Raw genomic sequence first — 20,556 nt, 5'->3', positions numbered from 1 at the left:
ACCACCTTTGCGGTTGCGCATAATAAACGAGGGCAAGCATTCTACGGCAATCGCTTGCGATCGCCAATGCCTGTCTCATATGGATGCACGACCTTTACAACAATACGTCGGTTCATGTATTAAATTTTTATTTGCCGGGCTAAAAATGACCTGACGCAATATTTGTCTTTTCGGGCTTATGAATAATGTTGTCACAAAAGATGAGGGTGGCTACATGGATAAATTGCTTGAGCGTTTTTTACAGTACGTTTCTCTGGACACACAGTCGAAGCCTGGCGTGCGTCAGGTTCCAAGCACGGAAGGTCAGTGGAAGCTGTTACGCCTGCTGCAGGCGCAGCTGGAAGAGATGGGACTGGTTAATGTAACGCTAAGTGAGAAAGGGACGGTGATGGGAACCCTTCCGGCCAACGTTGCCGGCGCTATTCCGCCCATTGGCTTTATTTCCCACGTCGACACGGCGCCGGACTTCAGCGGCAAAAACGTAAACCCGCAAATCGTTGAAAACTACCGTGGCGGTGATATCGCTCTCGGGATTGGCGATGAAGTGCTCTCCCCGGTGATGTTCCCGGTCCTGCACCAGCTGCTCGGGCAAACGCTGATCACCACCGATGGCAAAACGCTGCTTGGCGCCGATGACAAGGCCGGTATTGCCGAGATAATGACCGCGCTGGCGACGCTGAAGGCGAAAAACATTCCTCACGGCGATATTCGCGTGGCCTTCACGCCGGACGAAGAGGTCGGGAAAGGGGCGAAGCATTTTGACGTCGCCGCGTTTGACGCCCGCTGGGCCTATACCGTTGACGGCGGTGGCGTGGGCGAGCTGGAGTTTGAAAACTTCAACGCCGCGTCGGTGACCATTAAGATCGTGGGCAATAATGTCCATCCGGGCACCGCAAAAGGGGTGATGGTGAATGCGCTGTCGCTGGCGGCACGGATTCATGCGGAAATCCCTGCCGACGAGGTGCCGGAAACCACCGAAGGCTACGAAGGTTTTTACCATCTGGCGAGCATGAAAGGCAGCGTTGACCGGGCCGAAATGCACTACATCATTCGCGACTTTGACCGTAAGCAGTTCGAGGCCCGCAAGCGCAAAATGATGGAAATAGCCAAAAAGGTCGGTAAGGGGCTGCATCCGGATTGCTATATTGAGCTGGTGATTGAAGACAGCTATTACAATATGCATGAAAAAGTGATGTCGCACCCGCACGTCGTCGAGATTGCCCGCCAGGCGATGGTGGATTGCGATATTGAACCGCAAATGAAGCCAATTCGCGGCGGTACCGACGGTGCGCAGCTCTCCTTTATGGGACTCCCCTGTCCGAACCTGTTTACCGGCGGCTATAACTATCACGGCAAGCATGAATTCGTCACGCTGGAGGGGATGGAGAAGGCGGTTCAGGTGATTGTGCGCATCGCGGAGCTGACGGCAAAACGCGGCGTCTGATCGCGGAGAGCCGCCGGATAGCGCGGCGCTTATCCGGGCTATACGTCCGGTAAGGCGCGAGCCGCCACCGGGCAATATATGCGGTGCGATACACAATCCCGGCGTCCGGTCCGTAGGCCCGGTAAGGCGCGAGCCGCCACCGGGCAATACATGCGGTGCGATACACAATCCCGGCGTCCGGCCCGTAGGCCCGGTAAGGCGTGAGCCGCCACCGGGCAATACATGCGGTTCGATACACAATCCCGGTGCCCGGTCCGTAGGCCCGGTAAGGCGCGAGCCGCCACCGGGCATCGCGCGGTTTAGTCCTCGAAGAACCAGTAGCCGCAGTTGACCAGCGCAGCCAGCATCGCGAGGAACGACGGGTCTTCCAGCGCATCGCCAAAATGTTCCGCGTTAAGCGACAGATGCGTTGCCAGCGCGTCCAGCGCCGGACGGTGCGGCGAATTAATTTTCTCGCCGTTGACGAACACCTCGCCATCGATACGCAGCACGCGTAGCCCGCCCAGCCGCACCAGGCGATCGCCCTGTTGCAGCGCGTCGTAAATCTCATCAGGCTGATACGGCGGCTCGGCAGGAGCCACGTCCAGCTCGTGGCGGGACTGGGTGATAAACTCGCCAAACCACTGCTTAAAATGCTCTGGCTGGTTAATCAACTCCAGCATCATATCGCGCAGGCGGTCGAGTTCAGCCGGCAGAATATCCGCCGGGTGATCGCGGGAAGGCACATCCGGATCGGCATAGCGCTGGCTGCCCAGTTCACGCTGCAGAATATAGTCGGCAAAGCCGCTGAACAGCTCGCGGGCATTTGGCGCGCGATAGCCCACCGAATAGTTGAGCGAGTTTTCCAGGGAATAACCCTCATGCGGGAATCCCGGCGGAATATAGAGAATATCGCCCGGTTCCATCTCTTCATCAATGATGGCGTCGAACGGATCCACCTGCAGCAGGTCCGGATGTGGACAGTGCTGCTTCATCGGGACTTTATCGCCCACGCGCCAGCGACGCCGGCCGGTTCCCTGGATGATAAACACGTCGTACTGATCGAGATGGGGACCTACGCCGCCGCCGGGCACGGAGAAAGAGATCATCAGATCATCAATACGCCAGTCGGGGAGCGCGCGGAAGGGCTGCATCAGCGCGGCCGTCGGCTCGTGCCAGTTATTCACCGCCTGCACCAGCAGCGACCAGTTGTTTTCGCTCAGGTGATCGTAGCTTTCGAAAGGGCCATGGCTGACCTGCCATTTCCCGTCCTGGTGGCTGACCAGGCGGCTATCGACTTCGCTTTCCATCGCCAGCCCGGCCAGTTCATCCGGGCTAATGGGATCGACGAAATTAGCGAAGCCGCGCTTGAGGACTACCGGGCGTTTTTGCCAGTAGCGTTCGATAAAGTCAGGCCAGTTGAGCGTTAATTGATAATCCATTTTATTTATTCCACAGCAGGTGTCTGTCTGGGATTATACACGCCATGCTTCAAACTGCCTCTTTGTTGACGGCGATTGTGCTTCGCAGTCACAGAGTTTGCCCAGGCGCGGGAAGCGGGGCGGTTCAGCTTTCCGTATCGTCGGGCAGCTGGCGGCCGAAAACGACCTCCATGCAGGCTCCGCCGAGCAGACTTTCGCCGGTGAGAATGTCGCCATCGTATTGCTCAACGATCTCCCGGGCGACGGAAAGTCCTACGCCCTGACCTGGTCGCAGCGTATCGGCTCGTTGCCCGCGATCGAATACGGCAGTCCGCTGGTTCAGCGGGATACCGGGGCCATCATCTTCCACCAGAATATGCAGGTGGTTGTCGTTGGTCTGACGCACGGAAACTTCGACAAATTCCAGGCAGTATTTGCAGGCGTTATCCAGCACGTTGCCCATCACTTCCATAAAATCATTCTGTTCGCCGACAAAGCTGATCTCCGGAGAGATATCGAGACTGATATTGACCCCTTTGCGCTGGTAAACCTTGTTCAGCGCCGAGGTCAACTTGTCGAGCAGCGGCGCAATGGGGTGCAGTTCGCGGCTGAGCAAGGTACCGCCGCTGCGCATACTGGCGCGATGCAGGTAGTAGCCAATTTGCTGTGAGATGCGGCTGATCTGCTCCAGCATGATCGGTTCTGCTTCATTGAGGTCAATCTTCTCGCCGCGTAAAGAACGCAGGGTGCTTTGCAGCACGGCCAGCGGCGTTTTCAGACTATGGGTCAGATCGGTCAGCGTGGTGCGATATTTGTCGTAGCGCTCGCGCTCGCTTGTCAGTAGCCGGTTAAGGTTGCTGACCAGTCGGGTCAGTTCGCGGGTGGTATTCGGATTGAGCATTTCGCGGTGATGCTCTTCCAGCTCGCGGACCTCTTTTGCCAGCGACTCGATGGGGCGCAGGCTCCACCAGGCCGCCACCCAAAGCAGCGGGATCACCAGCAGCAGGTTGGCAACCAGCACATAGATAAACCAGCTCCAGACCATATAAGAGCGTTTCAGTTCGACAGGAATGGTGTCGATCACCACGATGCTCAGCTGCGGCAGCTTATCGGTTGCCGGGTAGATATTGATCGCCACCGAGTGGGTCATTTCGGAACCATCATCCTGCTGGCGAAGAGCGTCCAGCTCCTCCTGGAACTGATGATTGTTGCGCAGCAGCATGCTACTGCTGTCAACGTCGGACTCGATTTCGTGGAAGCCGTTTCTTTTCAGCCATTCAGGTTGAATGCGTTTTGCCAGCCAGCCGACATCGCGCTGCATCCACAGCAGTTTGCCTTTGGCATCGTATATCAACGTCACCGTCGGGCTCTGCATGTTGAGGTTTTCGGGGATATCCACGTCGATATGGTTGTTTTCCCACTTTGCCAGCATATAGAACAGGTTACTTTCGCCGCGCAGCAGGCGGAAGGTAGTTTTATCAAAGCTGACGCTGTAGCCCACCAGCGCAACCATGCCGTAGGCCAGCGAAAGCACCAGCACCACTGCCGCCGTCGCCAGCAGAAAACGAACGCGTAAAGAAAGCGGCAAAATATGCCGGAGCGGGCTTTTCATTCGCGTAGTTCAAATAAATAGCCCTGGCCGCGCACGGTCGTAATGACGTCATGCGGATGCTGAGTCTGAATTTTTTTCCGCAGCCGCCCCATCAGTACGTCGATGGTGTGACTTTCGCGCAGTTCAGCATCGGGGTAGAGCTGGAGCATTAATGAATCTTTGCTGACGACTTTGCCACGGTTACGGATCAGCGTTTCCATAATGGTGTATTCAAATGCGGTCAGCTTGATGGGCTGTTCGTTAATCGATAGCTCGCGGCGTGACAGGTCAACCTGGAAAGGCGGCAGAGAAATAACCTGTGACGCCAGGCCGCTGTTGCGACGCAGTAGCGCCTGCATGCGCGCCGCGACCTCTTCAATATGGAACGGTTTGGTGACGTAGTCGTCCGCCCCGGCGCTCAGCACCTCGACTTTATCCTGCCAGCCTTCACGGGCGGTCAACACCAGTACCGGAACCGACACGTCATGACTGCGCCAGCGGCGAATCAGTGAAAGACCGTCTTCATCGGGCAGACCCAGATCGACAATGGCGATATCCGGCACGTGCTCACCCAGATAGTAATCGGCTTCCTTTGCATCTTCTGCTGCGTCCACCTGATGGCCTAATTCCTGGAGCTGAACTTTCAGGTGATGGCGCAGTAAAGCGTTATCCTCAACGACGAGTACGCGCATGCCTTTTCTCCCGTTTATTTTGGTTTCGAATAGTGTAGCGCTGAATAGATATACTGAATTTAAACGGCTGTAAATGAAAGGCTTGCGATGTAACTTCGCCAGCCGTCCTGTTTTCTGGCCTGCCACGCCGGTAGAGAGAGGGCGGTAGCGCCAGCGCCCGATATACATCCGGCAAGAGAAGGGGCATATCGTGGGCATATATTGGCAAGTTTATCCTCCTGTTGCCAGCCCGACGAACATTGTGTGGATAAAATGGTGGGGCTGCCCGGGAAGAGTATCCCGGCGCAGAGCGTTCAGGGATGAGACTGAGTGGGTTGGAACCGGCTTCCTGATGCTAACAACATGTTTAATCTTAGTTTTCTTTTCTTCAGCTTTGGCTGAAAATCCCGCCAGAAACGGCCGACAAAGAGCAACTACAAAAAATCCGCATCGTATCAGCGATGACGACGGAGCTCTCAGCAGCGCGCAGGTGAAGGAGAGGGGGAAACTCAGGCTGGGTTAAGAGACGATGAAATGGAAAGCGGCGCGACGATGGAGGATGTGACGAAAAAAGCAAACTCAGGCGGGTGACGGGGGGATTTATCGCCCTGACGACGTCATGACAAATTGATGGCCGGAATAATTCCCGGCCATCTGTTTCTCTGCATTCACTCACTCTTCGCCGATTCCCGCAGGAAGGCGAGACCAGGCGATTACTTCAGTTCGTCAACCATAGTCGTCGCGCGACCGATGTAGTTAGCCGGCGTCATGGCTTTCAGGCGAACCTTCTCGTCTTCCGGCAGCGGCAGGCTGTCGATGAACTGTTGCATCCCTTCCGCGTCCACGCGCTTACCGCGGGTCAGCTCTTTCAGCTTCTCGTATGGTTTTTCGATGCCGTAGCGGCGCATCACGGTCTGGATCGGCTCAGCCAGCACTTCCCAGTTATGATCCAGCTCGTCCAGCAGGCGATCGCCGTTCAGCTCCAGTTTGCTGACGCCTTTAAGGGTCGACTGGTAAGCAATCAGCGCATAGCCGATACCCACACCGAGGTTACGCAGTACGGTTGAATCGGTCAGGTCGCGCTGCCAGCGGGAAACCGGCAGTTTGCTCGCCAGATGCTGCATCATGGCGTTAGCCAGGCCGAGGTTACCTTCGGAGTTTTCGAAATCGATCGGATTCACTTTATGCGGCATGGTGGATGAACCGATTTCACCGGCGATCGTCTTCTGCTTGAAGTGGTTCAGCGCGATGTAGCCCCACACGTCGCGATCGAAGTCGATCAGGATGGTGTTGAAGCGGGCGATGCAGTCGAAGAGCTCGGCAATATAGTCATGCGGCTCAATCTGCGTGGTGTACGGGTTCCACTGAATGCCCAGCGAGGTAACAAACTCTTCGCTAAACTGGTGCCAGTCCACTTCCGGATACGCCGCGATGTGGGCGTTATAGTTACCCACCGCGCCATTGATTTTGCCCAGAATTTCTACCTGGTTCAGCTGACGATACTGACGCTCCATACGGTAAGCGACGTTAGCCATCTCTTTACCCATTGTGGACGGCGTGGCCGGCTGACCGTGAGTACGGGACAGCAGCGGTACATCGCGATACTGAACCGCCAGGTCTTTCACCGCGTCGATAAGCTTGCGCCAGTACGGCAGAACCACCTCATCGCGCGCGGTTTTCAGCATCAGCGCGTGGGAGAGGTTGTTAATGTCTTCGGAGGTGCAGGCGAAGTGGATGAATTCGGATACCGCATGCAGTTCAGCGATATCGGCCACTTTTTCCTTGAGGAAATACTCTACCGCTTTCACATCGTGGTTGGTGGTACGTTCGATGGTTTTGATGCGCTGCGCATCTTCAACGCTGAAGTCGGCAACGATTTTATCAAGGAAACCGTTTGCGTCGGCAGCAAAAGCAGGAACTTCCTTGATCGCTGCGTGCGCGGCTAACTTCTGCAGCCAACGTACTTCAACTTGTACACGGAATTTCAGCAAACCGAATTCGCTGAAGATACCGCGCAGCGCGCTGACTTTATCGCCGTAGCGTCCATCGACAGGGGAAACGGCGGTCAGTGAGGATAATTCCATAGATCACAACTCCGGGGTTAAATGAGCAAGAATTTGTTTTGCCTGGTTAACCAGACGATTACGAGAAAACATGAGCTGCATGCGCCCGCCGCCCACCTGATGCCAGAGCACGGCGGCACGAATGCCTGCCAGCAGGGAGGCGCGGACCTTGGCCTGAACCTGCGGGCTTTGCAACACGGCCGGTGAGCCGGTCACCTGAATACGCGGACCAAGTGGACTGATGACGTCAACATAGATGCCCGCCATGGCGCTGAGCAGCGTTTCAGACTGCAGGTCGAAATGTTCCAGCTGACGGCGCAGACCGGCGATGCGGTTGCCAAGGGTATCCATCGCCCCTTTGCTGCCGTCAAGCTTACGCTCGAGCACCATCAGGCTTAACGTGTAGCGGGTCAGCTCGGCATTGAGGCCCTGGCGACTGCCGCTGTTGAGCACGCCAAGCAGCGTTTCCAGCCCGAGGCGAAGATTGGCTTCACTACCACCGAACACCGCCAGCGTTGAATCCGGGTTGAGATCGATGATGCTGTTCAGCGAAACGTGCAGGGCATCGCTGTCGCAATGGCCCTGGTGCGCCAGCTGCTGAACCAGACGGGCGGCCTGGCAGATGCCCGCCAGCGCCAACGTGATGTCATAATAATTCTTCGCCACACCTACTCCTTGTAAACCGTCGGGGAGAGTTTTGTCTCACCGGCGGTAAAAACTGTCTGTCAGGACTGCAGCGGCAGACGCTGCTCGATCACGCCGCCGCCGAGGCACACTTCGCCAAGATAGAAGACCGCCGACTGGCCCGGCGTCACCGCCGCAACCGGTTCGTCAAACAGCACTTCGATGCGCTCGTTATCCAGCGCGTTCACGGTGCACGGGATATCGGTCTGGCGATAGCGGGTCTTCACCGTGCAGCGCAGAGTGCCGGTAACCGGTTCGCGATCGACCCAGTGCAGCTGTTGGGCAATCAGGCCCCTGGACATCAGACGCGGGTGGTCGTGGCCTTGAGCTACGACCAGAATATTGTTTTCGACGTCTTTATCAACCACGTACCACGGGTCTTCGCTGCCTTCTTTGGTGCCGCCGATGCCGAGGCCTTTACGCTGGCCAAGGGTATGGTACATCAGACCCTGATGCTCACCGATTTCGTCGCCGTCAACGGTGACGATTTTGCCCGGCTGAGCAGGAAGGTAGCGCCCGAGGAACTCGCGGAATTTACGTTCACCGATAAAGCAGATCCCGGTAGAGTCTTTTTTCTTCGCGGTGATCAGGTCGAGATCTTCCGCGATCTTGCGCACCTGCGGCTTTTCCAGCTCGCCAACCGGGAACAGGCTCTGGGCAATCTGCTCATGGCTGAGGGTGTACAGGAAGTAGCTCTGATCTTTGTTGCCGTCCAGGCCGCGCAGCAGCTGGCTTTTACCGTTGACATCGGCACGGCGCACGTAGTGACCGGTCGCAATATAGTCGGCGCCCAGATCTTCTGCGGCGAACTCCAGGAAGGCTTTAAATTTGATTTCTTTGTTGCACAGAATGTCCGGGTTCGGCGTGCGCCCGGCTTTGTATTCGGCCAGGAACAGTTCAAACACGTTGTCCCAGTACTCTGCGGCAAAGTTAACGGTATGAAGCTCAATCCCGAGCTTATCGCAGACGGCTTGCGCGTCGGCGAGGTCGGCAGCGGCGGTGCAGTATTCCTCACCATCGTCTTCCTCCCAGTTCTTCATGAACAGGCCTTCTACCTTATAACCTTGCTGAAGCAGCAACCAGGCAGAAACAGAGGAGTCGACGCCGCCGGACATGCCGACGATCACTTTTTTTTGGCTTTCTGACATTGGAATATTCACCACATTGAACTTCAAGGCGGCATATTCTAGCACGCACGAGCGGCTCAGGCACCCCCCAGGAGCGGCCAGTTAAACGCACCAATTAATGACAGCGGATAGCGCGGGTCCTGTTGATAGCTGCGGATGCTTTCGGCAACCAGCTGAGAGCGCAGATTTGATGCCGTCAGGATCTCTTGCGCACTCAGCCACAGGCAGCGGTCGATATCGCTGTCATGCGGCTGTGTGGCGCACGTATCGTTAAGTTCGATGGCGAACAGGAAGCGTAAAAACGGCGTATTGTCCGGCGCAATCCACTGATGCATGCGGATAAAATGCTGTGGCATGGCGCGAATGCCGGTCTCTTCCCACAGCTCTCGTTCGGCGGCCTGCACCAGCGTTTCATCTGCTTCGAGGTGTCCTGCCGGCTGATTCCACAGCGCTTTGCCGTTGATGGTTTCCTCAACGATCAGAAATTTGTCTTTCGCGTGTACGACGCAGGCGACGGTGACGTGCGGTTTAAACATACTTCCCGTTCCTTGTGTGATTAGCCGACCTGGCGCCACTCGCCGTTGGCCAGTCCGTCGAGAGTATAGCCGCCCATGGCGTAACGAATAAGCCGCAGCGTGGGGTAACCTACGTGAGCGGTCATGCGTCGCACCTGGCGGTTGCGTCCTTCATAAAGGGTGATTTTCAGCCAGCTGGTGGGTATGGATTTGCGTTCGCGGATAGGCGGGTTGCGCGGCCACAGCCAGGCCGGTTCAGCGACCCGCTCAATACCTGCGGGCAGGGTAGGACCATCGTTGAGCGTGATGCCGGCGCGCAGCGCGGCCAGCGCATCTTCCGTTGGCAGGCCTTCAACCTGAACGTAGTAAATTTTACCGGTGCGCTTGCCGGGTTGAGTCAGCGTAGCCTGCAGCGCGCCATCGTTGGTCAGCACCAGCAAGCCTTCGCTATCGCGGTCAAGACGACCTGCGGCGTAGACCCCGGAGACGGAAATAAAATCTTTCAGCGTGCTGCGCCCGGCTTCGTCCGTAAACTGCGGCAACACATCGTAGGGTTTATTGAACAAGATCACGCGTTTTGGCGCGTGTTCTTTGCGTTGTCTGGCGACTTGTTGTGAGCTGAATCGCTCAACGCGATGTTTTCTAAATGAAGTTTTCTGCATGGTATTTTCAGGTCCTGACAATTGCCGCATTATAGCCTAATTACGAATGCCTTTCATGGACGCAAACATTCAGGTAGTATTGACATGCTCATCACAATTTTTTAACAAAAATATTGCTCAAACTGATTCGCGCTACTAGAAGGCGGCACGGACGCGAATCTCCGGTTAGCGGGATGACCCGGTGGCGGAGTGGGCGGATAAAGCCAACGCTCGGTTAGTGTGAAAAGGAAGAGCAGAACCAGAAGCGCTCGAAGGAGAGGTTAATGGAAAGCAAAGTAGTAGTTCCGGCGGAAGGTCAAAAAATCACCCTGCAAGATGGCAAACTGAATGTCCCTAACAACCCGATCATCCCGTTTATCGAGGGTGATGGTATCGGTGTTGACGTGACTCCGGCGATGCTGAAAGTGGTGGATGCCGCCGTTGAGAAAGCCTATAAAGGCGAGCGTAAAATTTCCTGGATGGAAATTTACACCGGCGAAAAATCGACCCAGGTGTATGGCCAGGACGTCTGGCTGCCTGCCGAAACTCTTGATCTGATTCGTGACTATCGTGTTGCTATCAAAGGCCCTCTGACGACGCCAGTTGGCGGCGGTATTCGTTCTCTGAACGTTGCGCTGCGCCAGGAGCTGGACCTCTACGTCTGCCTGCGCCCGGTTCGTTACTACCAGGGTACTCCGAGCCCGGTTAAACACCCTGAGCTGACCGACATGGTTATCTTCCGTGAAAACTCCGAAGACATCTATGCGGGCATCGAGTGGAAAGCGGACTCTGCTGAAGCAGAAAAAGTGATCAAATTCCTGCGCGATGAGATGGGCGTGAAGAAAATTCGCTTCCCGGAACATTGCGGTATCGGTATCAAGCCGTGCTCTGAAGAAGGCACCAAGCGCCTGGTTCGCGCGGCGATGGAATACGCTATCACCAACGATCGCGATTCGCTGACCCTGGTACACAAAGGCAACATCATGAAGTTCACCGAAGGCGCGTTTAAAGACTGGGGCTACCAGCTGATCCGCGAAGAGTTCGGTGGCGAGCTGATTGACGGCGGCCCGTGGCAGAAGGTTAAAAACCCGAATACCGGTAAAGAGATCATTATCAAAGACGTGATCGCCGATGCTTTCCTGCAGCAGATCCTGCTGCGTCCGGCGGAGTATGACGTCATTGCCTGTATGAACCTGAACGGCGACTACATCTCCGATGCTCTGGCAGCGCAGGTTGGCGGTATCGGTATCGCACCGGGCGCGAACATCGGTGACGAATGCGCGCTGTTCGAAGCGACCCACGGCACAGCACCGAAATATGCTGGTCAGGATAAGGTGAACCCGGGTTCTATCATTCTGTCCGCTGAGATGATGCTGCGCCATATGCAGTGGTTCGAAGCCGCAGACCTGATCGTTAAAGGCACCGAAGGCGCTATCGCCGCTAAGACCGTGACCTATGACTTTGAACGTCTGATGGAAGGCGCTAAACTGCTGAAATGTAGCGAGTTTGGCGACGCGATCATCGCGAACATGTAATCCACTTGATGGGTTAAACAAAAACGGGAGCCTCGGAGCTCCCGTTTTTTTATTATTAGCTTTCGAATGATTATCAAAACAAGTTATCAAAATGAGGTCAATGTGAAGTGCATTCGGATTAAAAAACCAAGATGGATCTTTGTTGTATTGTTTATTCTTCTAATGCTTGCTCCATTTTTTATCAAGAGTATCAATTACATCGATTACTTTGAAGGGAATTTGTTACCGGAATTCACAGGGGTGATTTTAGAATTTATAATCATTCTTTATATTATTGATCATCTCCAAAAGAAAAACGAAAGACAGAATAAAGTAAAAGCAGAAAAACGGCTTCGTGAAATGTTTATTTTTTTCTTTAACACATTAAACAAACATGTCCCAGAAAGTTACAGAGTAGGAAAGTTTTATGGGAGTGAGCACGAAAAAAATAGTAAAGAATTAATGTCGTTGAAAGGTTATATTGAAACTCATGGGTTAGCTGAGAGAGCAATAAAAGATATTCGTATACACTGCAAAAATGATATAGATCTTTTCAATAGTTTTGTTCCCGTAGTCGCGACTTTGGAAGAAAACCATTTAAAGGCATGGATGAGAATTTCATATTATATGAATGCAATAATCACAGAGCGAGAAACAACACAGGATTCGGTACTTAAAATTATTGAAAAAATTCAATTATTTGATGACGAATCCTTTAGGAAAAAGCTCGTCGTTGACTAATTCGGACTGTGGTCCAATTTTTTCCTCTGTCATCATGGTATCGATCGGTTTGGTTCTGAGTTTTATGACCTAAAAGTATTCTTGTATCGATACCTTGTTCCTTGTAGAGTCTTTCAGATAATGGCCTTTGTTCATGAAACGTAGCCGGTGTACCTTCTCCCCAATCAATGTTGGTTTTATTCCGGGCTTTACTGAAATTCATTGTTATAGTGTTCGACTTTACCTGTGCCCCTCGTTCTGCCATTGAGGTGGCCCGGAAGAAGTGGATCAGGTATGGACTCACTGCATAGTCACGGCAACGCGCAACTACATCCCTCAAACTCCAGTCAATCGCGTTAAGTCTTAGGGATAGGGGGATCGCCAGCTTGCTTCCCGTCTTCTCCTGAACGACATGAAGATAGTCATCCCAAATATCGCTGTACTTCATATTCGAAATATCACCGAGGCGCTGACCAGTAACGAGCGCCAATAGTATTGCATTGCCCATATACTGATGGCGGACGTCAGCTATCGCGAAAATCTTTTGCCATTCATCGAGGTTTAAACGCTGTCTGGCGATTCGGCGGCGAGGCTGTTTAGTAGCAAGAGCTGGATTATATCCAGGCGTCACCTCACACATAATGTTGTGCTTCTTTGAACACATCAATTAACACTGAGCGTATGACCTGAGCCATTCTCGGCTGGCCCTCTGCAACATAGGACTACTGACCCTTGCAGCGGTCATTATAGTATCTGTCTGTTAGCTGTTGAGCCTTATGTCCCAGTAAATCCTTCATGCTTATGCCCTGCGCTTTATAAAGCCGTTCTAGGGCGGTCGACGTCGCTGGCGGATGGCTGGTGTGATTAGAATGATCAATCCGCCGCAGACTGATTCACTGAACATACCAGGGTGGCATGATCCCACCATGGGTTGCTGTTCACGCGGGTCGCAAGTACATCAAATTGCGCCTCCCTGAGCTCATTGATTAAGGCCGGGAGTGGTCTCAGCGTTCGCCAGGGCTGACCATTTTTGAGTAAATGATGCTTCGCGGCGTGATATGTCGCTCTGTCTTCAGGGTAACGAGGGGTTCCACACATGGAGCCGACGACAAATCGTCCTCCGGGTTTGAGTAATCTTCTCACCTCCGCAAAGCAGCGGGTGCGGGCATCATCAATCAGGCAATGCAAACAACTACCATCAATAATGAGCTCAAACGTGGCATCCTGACATTGATGGATATCACCGACATGACCGACAAGAAAGTGTGCTGAAAGACCGACGCGCTGAAAACGCTCTTCTGCCCATCTGATGGCGGTTTCTGATAAATCTATCCCCCACACAGCAAATCCCTGTTCGGCAAGATACTGGGCGGCCATGGCTCCGTTCCCACACCCCAATTCAAGTATCGGCGCGCCGGGATGAGGAAGGTAGTGATGTAAGTTGAGCCAGTGAAAGATCTGTTCCTGCTGTTTTTTGGCCCTGAGATAACCTTCCCCAGCCCAGGCGGTAGCGCCATTAGCCCGCAGTTGCCGATATGTTTGTTCATAGGGATTCATAGTGAAAATGCCTTTTTGTCAGCGGCCATAGTCGCCAGTTTATATGCCATAGGGCTATGGGATGAAGCGTTTGTGTGGCGAAAACAGCATGCGTGGCATGAAGTAACAGGGCTGTATCCGGCATAAAATCGAGATTGTTGGCGAGTGACACCAGACGCTGTCGTTATAAAACCCGTAGCGCAGGGCCGGTTTTGCACGAACCCTGAAGTCCCCTGATGAACGATGAGGCCTCTCTCTGATAAGTCACCTCACATCCGGCAAACCTGTGTTATTTTACGCTCGTAGCGTCCGCGTGTTCCTTGCGCAAAAAACGGGCCGGCACTCAAGAATGTCCAATATGTGACATCCGGCCGGAGTGAGCGGATTTAAGAACCGTCTTCAGCAGTACGCGACGCCGTTCGGCGTGCTTTCCTGATAGCCTGATCGTACTGCCAGGTGGATACCAGACATATCAGTAAGACCGGTAACATCATCAGGCCCAGCAGCTTCCAGCCCAGCAATGCCAGCATCACACCCGCCCCTGATGTGGCGATCGCGGAGAAAATAAAGCGGCTGGTTTCGGCCAGACCCTGCGCTTTTTTTCGCTCATGATCACGATAAGAGAGACTGAGCAGCGTAGAGCCCCCCACAAACATAAAGTTCCATCCGACCCCCACCAGAAGCAGACTTAAGCTGTATGCCAGCATCGTTTCCCCGGTCAGGTTAACCACGATAGCTGACATGTTGAGAGCGATCCCGCTATATAACAGTACGGTGAGCCCCACTTTTCGTATCAGGAGACCGGTAAACAGCGAAGGGACATACATTCCCAGCAGATGCAGCTGAATGACCAGGGCACCATCATTCATTGAATGGTGGTGCGTCACGGAGAGTGGGGCCGCCGTCATGAGAAACAGCATCACCAGGGAGCCAACAACCAGGTGAAACCAGGCGGTGCGATAATCCGGGCGTTTCATTAATTCCCGACTGGTCGGTGACCGTTCTGAAGGCGCAGCGGTGTCCGGAGTAGGGGAATATTTTTTCGCATGACCGAAGAACAGGGCCAGATTAAGTGCAGACAGAATACCCAGCGCGGCCACCACGAGATAAACGCCGGCAAAGCGAGGTAGCCCCGGGACATCCCGCGCAACAATCGTCAACAGCGGCCCCAGGATTGCCGCTACAACACCGCCAACCATGACCAGAGAGATAGACTGCCCCTTCACTTCCGGCGGGGAGTGATCGGCGGCAACCAGACGATAGTACTGGCTGAAAGCCTGATAGACGCCAACAAGAAAGCAGCCGGTGCAAAAAAGTAAAAAACTGCCCTTCAGCACAGCGAGAAAAGACAATAATCCACCGGCGGTACCGCATCCAGACCCCAACATAAACGCGAGTTTCTCGTTTCCCCGCCCGATCATGCCGGCAGCAAACAGACTCGAGAACGCGCCGGCAACAGTGATGAGCGCAAATGGCACGGTGGCCAGTTCATCCAACGGGGCCAGCTGATAGCCCACCAGAGTGGCAATTGTCAGGTCAACAGAGACCGCACAGGTAAAAAACAGATTACTGACCGCAAGGATAACGGGGATGCGGCCTGGTATGTATCGCATGATGCCCTCCTGGAGGGATGAACTGAACGGAAGTAAAGCGCAAGCACCCTCCGTTAAACGCTGCATTAACTGTTCCAGGCTGATGCCGGGAGGAACTTTTCCCCGCACATTGCGTTTATAAGCCGCAACGTCTTCCTGTGATGTCTCGATATGTTCACCGACAGACAATAAAACTCGCCGTAATCAAGCGGCAGCTCCTGAGCATAAATCGCATGGCGTGGACAGGGAAGAGCAAAGAGCAGCGGTCGCCGGCGGGCGTCTCTTTTAACGCGAAGGTTCCGGTGTGCATTTTTTGAGCTTCCATCCGTTATCCCTTCACTCAGTCCGCTATAGGTATTGCCTCTCCATTGCCTGAGCAATAAATAAAGCAATATGGATGCCATAAAAAATGCGGATTTGACCCGTTATTCATGGCGCTCCTGCACCGTCCGCAAGCAAAGTTATCATTCTCGGGGCAACGCGCTTAATGACACAACGTTATTATTAATTATGAAATAGATAAATTATTTACCGATCGGGATTTAAATTAAAAAAGTCATTGGCAGCTCGCGGCGGCCTTATCATAAAGTTCAGCCGTAATACAATGTATCCGAAGCCAACCGGTTTAGCGGTCATTATCCTTCCCCTGCGTTCCAGCCTCAACCAATGACGGCATGCTCAGTCAGGCCTTGAATGAGTATGGTCAACTCCTGCGGGAAATCATGTTGAGCTCTACCGCATTTAAGGACGAAATATGCCGGATGTTTACGAACACCCTGAAAGCGCTTCTCGTAACGAAGCGGCGCAACGCTGCGTCTATCGCATCATGATCGCATCGATCGCGCAGGCCGCAGAGAAAACGCAGAGCATCCTCCTGCAATAGCGTTCTGCCGGAGTTAAAGGCAGTGATTTTTTTGCAGGCTGCAAGAGTCAATAACATAAAATACGGGAATGAAATTCGGAATATTTATCATCGCTGGTTCCGAAATAGACTTCATCGTCATCGATGTGATTAAAGTAGCAGCAAATAGGGCAAAATTTGTAAGATATAAAATTTAATCAATTGATTTTTAAGGTATCAGCAAAATTTTGTGACAAGAATAAAATGTTACTATAAAGTAAAATTTAGTGTATTCACTGTTCTGTTGTATCACGAATACTTCTGAAAAAAGGGGCTGGCTCCGGCGGGAAATTGACGCTGCCAGTGAGTGCCTGTCAGATAGCACCGTATTTGTCGACTCACTATATCGGGATCATTCCCGCTGATCTTACCGGGGTGCAGAGGCGCCCTTGCAGCTGACAGGATGTATCCTCATGCAACAAATCGCTTTTTATATTCTTATCGCCAGCCTGACCATCGCCAGCCCCGGCCCGGGCGTTTTGTTCACCCTGACGAACACGCTCAACTATAACTTGCGCCATGCCATGGCCGGGATCATTGGTGTCGCCGCCGGAATGGGGGTGATATCGATCGTCGCGGCCAGCAGCATTGGGGCGATCATTACCACCTCCTGGCTGGCCCTGCTGGCAGTGAAAATCATCGGGGCCGCTTACCTGATTTATCTCGGCAGCAAATTATTCCGTTCAGTACCCCGGGCGATGAACAATAACGCGGCCACTGCGGGAAGCGATGTCGCGCCGTCCACCGGTAAAAGCTTCCGCCAGGGGATGCTGGTTTCTCTGCTGAACCCTAAAGCCATCGTCTTTTTTATGGCCCTGTTCCCGCAGTTCATTAACCCGCAGCAGCCATTTGCCCCTCAGTTTTCGATACTCTCGGCTATTTTCTGTCTTTTGGTGATCGTCATCCACTCGCTTTACGGATTTTTCGCACACTCCGTAAAGATGAAGATGTCTTCCGGTCATCTCTTCAGTAAACTCAATAAAACCGGTGGGGTGGTGTTCATGTGTTTTGCTGCAGGCCTCATCATTTCCGCTCTGCAGCCTTACATCTGAACCTCTGCTCCCTTATCGCCCAGGGCGTCGTGAACATGGATATTTTGTTGGCTATCGCTGATGACCCTGCGATCCATCTTGTTGACCACCTCCCATTGAATATCCCGGCCTGGTGGGGGGAGAATGCTGGACTCATCGTGACAAACCTGGCTATCCGCAGAAACCAGGGCGATAACGTTTCTGAACATATCTCGCTGACCCTGGCCGTATGCCGTGATGCCGGAATTTATTAAACCGGGTACACCGACACAGAATAGTGACACCTGAAAAGCTGCGGCTGATGACCAGGAAGGCGCAATGATCAACAATAAGGTGGAGCGAAAACAGAGTAGTGATAATACCTGCTCAGGTATTTGCTATCATCCCCACATGAACACGTGAATGTTGTCTATGACGGCAAAACAGCAGCAATGAAAATCCTGTCAGAAGGGAAGCCCTTAGAGGGCTGCGCCAGCTACATAAGATAAAATTGACGGCAGGTCGCCAGGATGTTCTGAAATACAGGTGATAAATGTTTCAAAAAAAACCGTTTCTCCTCCCTCTGCTTATTGCGCTCTACTCCGGAGGAGCTATCCTGACAACTATTCTTCTCCTTGCCGGTATCTATTTCTTTCAAAAGAAAGAAATAGAAGATTCTCTCCGTGAGAGCAACCTGGCTTACGCGATGAAAATTGCGGATACCACAGACCGATATCTGGCCATGGCCCAGCGTGAATTAGCCTGGACAGCGTCTGAGTTACAGAGCACCGATGCATCCGTGGCCAGGGATGAGGTCGAGCGTCTGCGGATCCGGTCAGCGGTATTTAACTCGGTTGGGGTGGTTGATGCGAAGGCGGTGATTGTTGCCACGTCACCTTACTTGCCCGCACTGACAGGCGTCAGAGTACATTCCGAAGCAAGCCAGGCTGCTCTGGTTGCGCGAAAGCCACTGATTTCTGGTCCGTTCACGTCGATTGCCGGAAATGACATGATAATGCTCTCGCATCCACTCCGTTCGCCAGATGGTCACTATCTGGGGTATCTCGGCGGCAGCATTTATCTGAAAAAACAGAGTATGCTCAGCGATCTTATTGGCCTTCATTTTTATAAAGATAATGTCTCTGTCACTATTGTCGATCGCGATGGCAAGGTTATATTCAATACTGTTCCCACGATGACCCGCTCGCCCGTCAATCTCACGCCGCAATTGAAAACGTATATGAGCAACAACTTAAACGGTTCTTTTGTCGGACGAGATTATTTGGTTGGCTATGCGGGTCTTAAGAAATCTGACTGGAATATTATTGTGTCGACGCCGTCAGAGGTCGTCACCAGTATGTTGCTCAATACTGTGAAGAAAATTTCCGGACTGGTGCTGGCGATACTGTTCTTTATTACTACAGGGGTGGCTTTTCTTTCTTCCCGTATCGCAAAACCGCTGGAGCAGCTTGCGCGGCTGGTTCAGGCCAATGACAGTCTCATGTCGCCAGAGAAACTCTCTTCGATCAGGGCCTGGTACCAGGAGGCGTATTTACTCAGAGATGCGATGGAAAAACGTTTTCGTTTAGTCTCTGCACAATTTGCAGCGCTCAGTGATGAGGCGATGACAGATCCTTTGACGGGTTTATATAACAGGCGTGGTTTCTATGAGCAATTAACGTATATCAAGAACCTTAAAAATCAGTGCGCAATCGCAGTAGATATCGATCATTTTAAAACGATTAACGATCGTTTCGGGCACAGTGCGGGGGATACCGTGCTGGTTCATACCGCGGATTTGCTCAGACTGACATGTCGAAAAGAGGATGTTATCAGCCGCTTTGGGGGCGAGGAGTTCGTTATCCTTTTGGCGGAAACCACGCTCGCCGAGTCTGCTGCGATAGCCGAACGGATCCGCCAGGTCATATCGGATACCGAGTTCTCTGAGGCCGGACACCTTACGGTCTCGATCGGTGTGGCGGGGCTAAAAGATTATGAGGGTGACTACGAGCGGCTTCTCATGGAAGCTGATTCCGCGTTATATCAAGCGAAACGACAAGGACGAAACAGAGTCGTGGTCAGTGGGCATAGCCAATAGCCAGGATTGTCAGAAGGTAATGCTCTCAAGTAGTGAGTGTTCGTTTGTTTCTTAATGAACACAGCGTTGCTGGCCTGGACTTTTGCCGACGCATGTCCAGTAATACCGTCGGTGAATCGGGTAAAAGCCTGCGGACGCCATGTTGGTTTCCAACGTCTTTAAATCCGACATGTCGCGGATGTTTACGCATATTCTGAGAGTGGTTTTCAGACCGGAACCGGCGCAACGTTCCGCCTGCATCACCCTTGACCTTGCCCCATTTCGAAATGGAATTCTGCCATGCTTCCCTCGACCTGTAAGGCCGCCGCTTCCATAAACCAGCTCGCCTTGCGGCGATGCAATCTGGCACAGCCGCCAACATTCCCGCTATAATCGCAGAAATTTCTCAACGGGTTCAGAGACGAAATGACAAAACTCACCTTACAAGAGCAGCTGCTGAAAGCCGGGTTAGTGACCAGCAAAAAGGTCGCTAAAGTGCAAAGAACGGCCAAAAAATCACGGGTTCAGGCACGTGAAGCGCGAGAAGCGGTGGAAGAAAACAAAAAAGCGCAGCTCGAGCGTGATAAGCAGCTGGGTGAACAGCAAAAGCAGGCCGCTTTAGCCAAAGAATATAAAGCCCAGGTGAAGCAGCTTATTGAAATGAACCGGATTGTTCCGGCAAAAGGCGACATTGGCTTTAACTTTACCGACAACAACCTCATCAAGAAAATTTTTGTCGATAAGCTGATTCAGGCTCAACTGATTAGCGGCCGTCTGGCGATCGCGCGTCTGGTGCCAGACAGCAGCGGCGAGAGCGTATACGCGATTATTCCGGCTAACGTCGCAGATAAGATTGCACAGCGCGATGCGGACAGCATTGTGTTACACAGCGCGCTCAGCCAGGAAGAGCAGGATGAAGACGATCCGTATGCTGATTTCAAAGTACCTGATGATTTAATGTGGTAGCTGGCCTCGCCGCTCGTCATCTGTCGCTGTGGATGGCCGCGTCAATGAAAAGGGATGAATGCATCGTCTCGCTGCGAAAATATCGCCCCCTCAAAGGATGAATC

At 53.0% G+C, this 20,556-nt stretch carries 18 protein-coding genes and 1 pseudogene; 8 read left to right on the top strand and 11 right to left on the bottom strand.

Features of this window, described 5'->3' with window-relative positions:
* Positions 1–214: 214 nt before the first annotated feature.
* Positions 215–1,444, top strand: a complete 1,230-nt coding sequence (gene pepT, locus DSD31_RS15570; protein ID WP_004860623.1) for a peptidase T — start codon at positions 215–217, stop codon at positions 1,442–1,444.
* Positions 1,445–1,743: 299 nt separating this feature from the next.
* Here pepT and DSD31_RS15565 read toward each other — a convergent pair whose 3' ends face one another.
* The 8 genes from DSD31_RS15565 to rluE form a co-directional block, all read right to left on the bottom strand.
* Positions 1,744–2,865 (bottom strand): ribosomal protein uL16 3-hydroxylase, encoded by a 1,122-nt coding sequence (locus DSD31_RS15565; protein WP_113991165.1) that lies wholly within the window; start codon positions 2,863–2,865, stop codon positions 1,744–1,746.
* Positions 2,866–2,989: 124 nt separating this feature from the next.
* Positions 2,990–4,456 (bottom strand): two-component system sensor histidine kinase PhoQ, encoded by a 1,467-nt coding sequence (gene phoQ, locus DSD31_RS15560; RefSeq protein ID WP_032717229.1) that lies wholly within the window; start codon positions 4,454–4,456, stop codon positions 2,990–2,992.
* The gene (gene phoP, locus DSD31_RS15555; protein ID WP_004860631.1) at positions 4,453–5,127 is read right to left on the bottom strand and encodes a two-component system response regulator PhoP; all 675 of its coding nucleotides are present in this window, start codon (positions 5,125–5,127) and stop codon (positions 4,453–4,455) included. Before phoP ends, phoQ begins: the two co-directional genes overlap by 4 nt.
* Positions 5,128–5,819: 692 nt before the next feature.
* A complete protein-coding gene (gene purB, locus DSD31_RS15550) occupies positions 5,820–7,190 on the bottom strand; it encodes an adenylosuccinate lyase (RefSeq protein ID WP_004860634.1) in 1,371 nt (456 codons plus the stop codon).
* A gap of 3 nt (positions 7,191–7,193) precedes the next feature.
* Entirely contained in the window at positions 7,194–7,835 is a 642-nt protein-coding gene (hflD, locus tag DSD31_RS15545; RefSeq protein WP_004860640.1) for a high frequency lysogenization protein HflD, read from the bottom strand.
* 59 nt (positions 7,836–7,894) lie between these two features.
* A complete protein-coding gene (gene mnmA / locus DSD31_RS15540; protein ID WP_015584630.1) occupies positions 7,895–9,001 on the bottom strand; it encodes a tRNA 2-thiouridine(34) synthase MnmA in 1,107 nt (368 codons plus the stop codon).
* A gap of 56 nt (positions 9,002–9,057) precedes the next feature.
* Positions 9,058–9,516, bottom strand: coding sequence for an NUDIX hydrolase (locus tag DSD31_RS15535; protein WP_113991164.1), 459 nt, complete (start codon positions 9,514–9,516; stop codon positions 9,058–9,060).
* Between the two features lie 20 nt (positions 9,517–9,536).
* Entirely contained in the window at positions 9,537–10,187 is a 651-nt protein-coding gene (rluE, locus tag DSD31_RS15530) for a 23S rRNA pseudouridine(2457) synthase RluE (protein WP_015584629.1), read from the bottom strand.
* A 233-nt stretch (positions 10,188–10,420) separates the two neighbouring features.
* On the opposite strand from rluE, the gene icd reads away from it, so the two are divergent.
* Both icd and DSD31_RS15520 read left to right on the top strand, forming a co-directional pair.
* Positions 10,421–11,671, top strand: coding sequence for an NADP-dependent isocitrate dehydrogenase (icd, locus tag DSD31_RS15525; protein ID WP_004860652.1), 1,251 nt, complete (start codon positions 10,421–10,423; stop codon positions 11,669–11,671).
* Between the two features lie 102 nt (positions 11,672–11,773).
* Positions 11,774–12,391, top strand: coding sequence for a hypothetical protein (locus DSD31_RS15520; protein ID WP_097358000.1), 618 nt, complete (start codon positions 11,774–11,776; stop codon positions 12,389–12,391).
* On the opposite strand, the pseudogene DSD31_RS15515 reads toward DSD31_RS15520, so the two are convergent.
* The 3 genes and pseudogenes from DSD31_RS15515 to DSD31_RS15500 all read right to left on the bottom strand — a co-directional run.
* Positions 12,366–13,089: pseudogene (locus tag DSD31_RS15515) on the bottom strand (tyrosine-type recombinase/integrase); the annotation flags it as partial. The gene DSD31_RS15520 and the pseudogene DSD31_RS15515 overlap by 26 nt on opposite strands.
* 154 nt (positions 13,090–13,243) lie before the next feature.
* Positions 13,244–13,927 carry a class I SAM-dependent methyltransferase gene (locus tag DSD31_RS15505; protein WP_075808703.1) on the bottom strand — a complete coding sequence of 228 codons (684 nt, stop codon included), beginning with the start codon at positions 13,925–13,927 and terminating at the stop codon, positions 13,244–13,246.
* 365 nt (positions 13,928–14,292) lie between these two features.
* A complete protein-coding gene (locus DSD31_RS15500) occupies positions 14,293–15,519 on the bottom strand; it encodes an MFS transporter (RefSeq protein WP_113991163.1) in 1,227 nt (408 codons plus the stop codon).
* Between the two features lie 733 nt (positions 15,520–16,252).
* On the opposite strand from DSD31_RS15500, the gene DSD31_RS26565 reads away from it, so the two are divergent.
* From DSD31_RS26565 to DSD31_RS15480, 5 genes are all read left to right on the top strand, one after another.
* Positions 16,253–16,381 (top strand): hypothetical protein, encoded by a 129-nt coding sequence (locus tag DSD31_RS26565; RefSeq protein WP_004860689.1) that lies wholly within the window; start codon positions 16,253–16,255, stop codon positions 16,379–16,381.
* A 431-nt stretch (positions 16,382–16,812) separates the two neighbouring features.
* Positions 16,813–17,451, top strand: a complete 639-nt coding sequence (locus DSD31_RS15495; protein WP_004860693.1) for a LysE family translocator — start codon at positions 16,813–16,815, stop codon at positions 17,449–17,451.
* Positions 17,452–17,486: 35 nt separating this feature from the next.
* Positions 17,487–17,684, top strand: coding sequence for a hypothetical protein (locus DSD31_RS26340; RefSeq protein ID WP_155407398.1), 198 nt, complete (start codon positions 17,487–17,489; stop codon positions 17,682–17,684).
* A gap of 278 nt (positions 17,685–17,962) precedes the next feature.
* On the top strand, positions 17,963–19,507 hold the full coding sequence (locus DSD31_RS15485) for a sensor domain-containing diguanylate cyclase (RefSeq protein WP_004860698.1): 1,545 nt from the start codon (positions 17,963–17,965) through the stop codon (positions 19,505–19,507).
* A gap of 405 nt (positions 19,508–19,912) precedes the next feature.
* Complete coding sequence (locus tag DSD31_RS15480; RefSeq protein WP_004860702.1) at positions 19,913–20,452, top strand: DUF2058 domain-containing protein; 540 nt, start codon at positions 19,913–19,915, stop codon at positions 20,450–20,452.
* Positions 20,453–20,556 lie beyond the last annotated feature (104 nt).

The sequence above is a fragment of the Klebsiella sp. X13 genome, assembly GCF_003323835.1.
GTDB classification, from domain to species: domain Bacteria; phylum Pseudomonadota; class Gammaproteobacteria; order Enterobacterales; family Enterobacteriaceae; genus Klebsiella; species Klebsiella ornithinolytica.
Note: the sequence above shows the minus strand (reverse complement) of the source record. Positions and strands in the feature narration are given on the sequence as shown.